General features: G+C 38.6%; 3 protein-coding genes and 1 pseudogene. 3 read left to right on the forward strand and 1 reads right to left on the reverse strand.

Going from position 1 to position 6081, the window contains the following annotated elements:
• Nucleotides 1-368: 368 nt before the first annotated feature.
• The gene (ffh, locus tag BKK50_RS05215; RefSeq protein ID WP_077416006.1) at nucleotides 369-1757 is read right to left on the reverse strand and encodes a signal recognition particle protein; all 1389 of its coding nucleotides are present in this window, start codon (nucleotides 1755-1757) and stop codon (nucleotides 369-371) included.
• Between the two features lie 138 nt (nucleotides 1758-1895).
• Here ffh and BKK50_RS05220 point away from each other — a divergent pair, with 138 nt between their 5' ends.
• The 3 genes and pseudogenes from BKK50_RS05220 (at nucleotide 1896) to BKK50_RS12180 (ending at nucleotide 5315) form a co-directional block, all read left to right on the forward strand.
• Nucleotides 1896-2681, forward strand: a complete 786-nt coding sequence (locus tag BKK50_RS05220) for a cytochrome C assembly family protein (RefSeq protein ID WP_077416008.1) — start codon at nucleotides 1896-1898, stop codon at nucleotides 2679-2681.
• 112 nt (nucleotides 2682-2793) lie between these two features.
• Nucleotides 2794-4056, forward strand: coding sequence for an HlyC/CorC family transporter (locus BKK50_RS05225; RefSeq protein WP_077416010.1), 1263 nt, complete (start codon nucleotides 2794-2796; stop codon nucleotides 4054-4056).
• Between the two features lie 75 nt (nucleotides 4057-4131).
• A pseudogene (locus BKK50_RS12180) lies at nucleotides 4132-5315 on the forward strand (IS3 family transposase).
• Nucleotides 5316-6081 lie beyond the last annotated feature (766 nt).

The raw sequence follows: 6081 nt of genomic DNA on the forward strand, positions 1-6081 counted from the left end.
TTGGAAGATCATTGACAATCACGGATTGCTCCTTATCAATTATTGAATAGGGAGCAAGTTTCCATAGGGAGCTTGTCCCTTGTATAACAGTAAATTTAAATCCAGATGAGTAGGTTTATATGTTCTAATATAGCTCCCTTGATGCTAAATAGTTAAAGAGAGCAATCCAACAACCTAATGTTCTCCTTTTGAACTGAAAATGTTTATGTGTCAGCGAGCGGTTTTTTATCATTTTATAGATAAAATTCGATGGCTTGTTGTTTAAAAATTGAGTTGTGCTTAAGTTATAAAAATCTACACCTTGATCAGTTTACATTTAGTCCAATTTTGGATAGAGCAACCATCTTTACCGCATTTATAACTTGCTCTTAACGTCTAAACATTCCCCCTAAGCCACCGAGACCGCCTAGACCGCCACCCATTAGTCCTTGCATACCCCGCATCATTTTCGACATACCGCCTTTACGCATTTTTTTCATCATACGTTGCATTTCATCAAATTGTTTGAGCAATTTGTTCACATCTTGCACTTGTGTGCCGGAACCCAATGCAATACGGCGGCGACGGGAGCCTTTGATAATGTCAGGATTTGCCCGCTCTTTTAATGTCATGGAATTAATAATGGCTTCCATTTTGATGAACATTTTATCATCCACTTGGTTTTTGACGTGCTCAGGTAAATTTTTCACACCCGGGAGTTTTTCTAACATGGACATCATTCCGCCCATTTTTTTCATTTCAATTAATTGTTCACGGAAATCATCCAAAGTAAAGGCATCGCCTTTTTTGAATTTTTGTGCCATTTTTTCCGCTTTTTCACGATCTACCGAACGTTCGAGATCTTCGATCAGGGAAAGCACATCACCCATACCTAAAATACGGGAGGCAACACGATCCGGATGGAAAGGTTCAAGGGCATCGGTTTTTTCGCCGACACCAAGGAATTTTATGGGCTTGCCTGTGATTTGGCGAATAGACAACGCCGCACCGCCACGGGCATCACCATCGACTTTGGTAAGAATGACCCCAGTGAGTGGTAGCGCTTCATTAAAGGCTTTCGCTGTATTCGCCGCATCTTGCCCTATCATAGAATCAACGGTAAAGAGGGTTTCGATAGGATTTAATGCGCTGTGGATTTTCTTGATTTCATCCATCATTTCGCCATCCACATGTAGCCGACCCGCCGTATCCACAATCAACACATCGTAGAATTTAAGCTTGGCTTCAGCTAGGGCGGCTTTGGCAATCTCCACCGGATGTTGTTTGATATCTGATGGGAAGCAATCTACGCCCACAGATTGTGCCAAGGTTTCCAATTGTTTGATCGCCGCAGGGCGGTACACATCAGCAGAAACCACCAACACTTTCTTTTTATGACGTTCACGCAAGAATTTTGCCAATTTTCCCACGCTGGTGGTTTTCCCCGCACCTTGTAAACCCGCCATTAAAATGACCGCAGGAGGTTGCGTGGCGAGATTTAAGCTTTCATTCGCTTCTCCCATGGCTTTTTCAAGTTCACGCTGAACAATTTTTAAAAATTCTTGACCCGGTGTGAGGCTTTTATTGACTTCCTCGCCCAGTGCGCTTTCTTTCACTTTGGCGATAAATTCACGTACCACCGGTAATGCCACATCCGCTTCCAGTAATGCCATGCGCACTTCACGCAAAGTTTCTTTAATATTATCTTCCGTTAAACGGCCTTTTCCCGTGATATTCCGTAGGGTTTTAGAAAGGCGATCCGATAAATTCTCAAACATCATTCATCCTGTTTTTCATCAAAAATTGGCGTGATTATACCGAAATTTAAGGGATTTTCATCATTTCAAATAAATTTATGGCGAATTGCGGATGAGAACGTTAAAATGTGAAACATTCTCAACAAATAAGCTCAAATTATGTGGTTTGCCGTATTTTCGATTTTGTTTTATCTGATAAGCGTGCTGATGATCGCCCCTTTGTTGACATCAACTGATAATGTTCAATCCCGTCCTAAAAAAACACAGCTGTTTTTGACCGCACTTTTGGCGGTTGTTTTTCATATCGCCGGTTTATATCCCTCTTTACAAAATTTAGCCGAAGATCATACCTTCACCCTTATGCAAATCGGTTCATTGATGAGCGTGAGCATTGCGCTACTGGCTACTTTGGCGATATTGATGGTGAATTCCATTTGGTTTTTATTGCCAATTGTCTTTGCTTTCTCTATTTTGAACTTAATTTTAGCCACCTTTATGCCAAGTCATATGATTCAGTTGTTAAATCAAGACTCCGCCATGTTATTTCATATCGGCTTATCCATTTTCACCTATGCGGTTTGTTTTATTGCCATGCTTTATGCCATTCAAATTGGTTGGATTGATCATCATTTGAAAGCGAAAAAAATACGTTTTTCACCAGTTATGCCATCGCTTATCACCGTTGAACGCCATTTCTTCAAATTATTTTCGGTGGGGGAATTTCTTCTCTCATTAACCTTAATTTCCGGTGTTTATCATTCGATTAACAGCGTCACTGCGGAAAATATCCATAAAGCCGGCTTTTCATTTTTAACTTGGCTGATATTTGGGATTGCACTTTTTGGTCATTGGCGATTAGGATGGCGAGGAAAAAGGATGATTATTTATGCTATTTCAGGTATCATTTTTCTCACGATTGCTTATTTCGGTAGTCGATTAATTTAAAATTAGGGCGAACAAGGATTCGCCTTTATTATTGGACCGTAAGTATGAACAAGGAAAATATTGACCCTTCAATCACTTACGGATGATGATTAACGAATAAAAGGATTACCCCTTGGATAGTATTCCCCTTAGTACTTTATTTATCATTCTCATTATCTGTTTAGTTTTATCTGCGTATTTTTCCGGTTCGGAAACCGGATTACTGTCGCTGAACAAATATCGCTTGCGTTTTCTTGCCGAACAAAATAATAGAGGGGCAAAAAAAGCGGAAAAATTGCTTGAAAAGCCCGATACCTTGTTAAGCTTTATTCTTATTTTCAATAATCTTGTCAATATCAGCGCCTCTGCAATTGCAACAATGATCGGAATGCGTTTATATGGCGATGCCGGTGTCGCAATGGCAACAGGGTTATTAACCTTTGTTATGTTGGTGTTTTCTGAAATTTTTCCCAAAACTGTTGCAGCGATGTATCCTGAGAAAGTGGGGTTATTTTCGAGCCACATTTTATCTTTTCTTTTGAAGATCTTTTATCCGTTAGTTTGGTTGATGAATATTTTTACCAAATCATTAATGCGATTAGTGGGGCTAAAACCGGATATGCAAAAGCAAATCATTAGCCACGAAGAACTAAGAAGTATTGTAACCGAAGCAGGGGAGGCAACCCCTGACGAACAACATCCGCAAATGTTGCTTTCCATTCTTGATATGGGTACGGTAACCGTGGATGACATTATGGTTCCTCGCCATGAAATTGGCGGAATTGATATTGATGATGAATGGAAAGCGATTATGCGCCAACTCAATCATGCCGCCCATAACCGCGTGGTGCTTTACAAAGGCAGTTTAGACGAACAGGTACTGGGTATTTTGCGTGTGCGTGAGGCTTTTCGTTTGTTACTGGAGAAAAATGAATTCACCAAAGAAACGTTAATTCGAGCAGCGGATGAAGTATACTTCATTCCGGAAGGCACGCCATTAAAAACACAATTAATGAACTTCCGAGCTAATAAAGAGCGTGTTGGTTTGGTGGTCGATGAATATGGCGACATTAAAGGCTTAGTCACTTTAGAAGATATTTTAGAAGAAATCGTGGGGGATTTTACCACTTCAACAGCCCCAACAATTGATGAAGAAGTAATACAACAATCAGACGGTTCTATACTCATTGAAGGATCAGCGAATCTACGTGATTTGAATAAAATGTTTGGCTGGGAATTAGATACCGAAGATGCCCGAACTTTTAATGGCTTAATTCTTGAGCACTTAGAGGAAATTCCTGATGAGGGTACGGTTTGTGAAATTGAAGGCTTGCAAATCACCATTCTTGAAGTGGCAGATAATATGATTAAACAGGCTAAAGTCGTTAAACGCTAAAATAAAAACGAATAAAAAATAATCTGCCCCCAAAATTTGGACTAATCGTCCAACTCACTAAGGTGCAGATTTTTTATGACTAAATATAACCCACTTTTCAAACAGCAAGTTCTCGAATTTTATCTCCAACACAATAAAAATCGATCACTGACACGCAAACAATTTCATCTCAATCGCCAAGCATTACATCGTTGGATTATCCGATTTAATCACTTTGGAATCAATGACTTAACGATACTAAACCTCAAACAAATCTATTCTACTGAATTTAAATTAACCGTCATACAAGCCGTTAAAAATGGACACTATTCTATAGGAAATACCTCCATTTTGGTATACCCAACCCTGGGGTGATTAGCCAATGGGTGAAAGCCTTTGGAAAATAAGGTATAAACGGTTTATTACCTAAACCGAAAGATCGTCCCATCATGAAATCCAAATACCCTAAAATGCCGCCACCGCCCAAAACAGAAGAACGTTTGTGCTACCGAATTTTAGAGCTTGAAGCGGAGAATGCCATCTTAAAAAAGTGGCAGGAACACAACCAACAAAAAATGGAGAAAAGGCAGAAATCATAAAATCCTTGCGTATTCACTTTCCACTTGAGTTGTTACTCCGTTTAATTGGGTTGGCACGAAGTGTTTTCTTTTATTACTTAAAACCTAAAGTCGATAAAAATGTGTCGATTAAGCAAAAGTCACGAGGGTTTATCACAAAAATGACGGTAAATATGGCTATCCTCGAATGACATTAGCATTAAGAAAAACGATGAGCATCAATCACAGCGTAATTTTGTTGCTCCGGCACCTAATGAGAAATGGCTAACAGATGTCAGTGAGTTTAAATGCGCTGAAGGCAAACTTTATTTATCACCAATTAAAGACCTGTGTAATGGCGAAATTATCGCTTATGACTTGGCACCAAGCCCAAATTTTGGGCTGATTACCGGAATGATGTAGCAGGCGATTTTAAAATTGGACGGTCCCCCCCATTCTTCATTCAGACCAAGGGTGGCAATATCAAATGCAGGGGGAGCAACGTTTGTTGAAGGAAAATGGGATTAGGAAAAGTATGTCGAGAAAGGGAAATTGCTTGGATAATGGTGCGATGAAGAGCTTTTTTGCCGATTAAAAATGGAATGTTATTACGGCAATCGATTTGAAACGTTTGAGCAACTTGAAAAAGCGATTCATGAATATATTCATGACTATAATCATGAACGGATTCAAGCAAAACTAAAAGGACTAAGCCCCGTGTAATACAGAACTCAGTCCTTGAATTAAATGAGTCTAACTTTTTGGGGGCAGATCAAAAACTGACCGCACTTTTGATTTGGTGTATAACCCCATCCGACATCCCCCATATATAAATTAAGATAAATATAGGAATAAATAAAGTTCAAATGTACTGATGTTTCAGTATAAAAAATAATCCCGGTATTTTAAGTAGACTGGGGTTATTTCTAAAGTAGAATTTCTGTTTCTAATTCAGGAATTTTTGATACTCAACCTGACCGAGTTGTTGAGATAGTTGAGTCAATGACTCCTCTGGCTTCAAAGTATTAACAACATCAATTTAAACAGCTAGTTCAAATGATCAACTTTTACCAACAAAGCTATCTAACTCTTTTAATTTTTTTACATATCTATGAATATTGATTCAAGATGTTTTATAACCCAATGATCTTAACTAAATTTCAAGCTCAACAAATCAAAAATAACTAGATTTTCGTAACCTGTCGTGCAACTTAATTTTTATATTATTGGGTGACCCCAGCCACCAAGAATGAGAAATTAGTATGTAAGTTGTAATAAGCAGAATTAAGTAGTTCAAAAGCTTATAGAATAGGGTTTTACAGTGATGTAGCCCTGAAAAAGAGACAGAAAAATGAGAAAAACTTAGCTGGAATTTTCGTTTTGGACACATAGAGTGAGAAATTTAATGTGAAAATCTAAACCTCTACTGACAGTTCAATACATTCACATTAGAATAGTCGTAGAGGTTTGACTATGAGTACAAAAGCAC

The organism is Rodentibacter rarus (assembly GCF_001998965.1).
GTDB lineage: Bacteria > Pseudomonadota > Gammaproteobacteria > Enterobacterales > Pasteurellaceae > Rodentibacter > Rodentibacter rarus.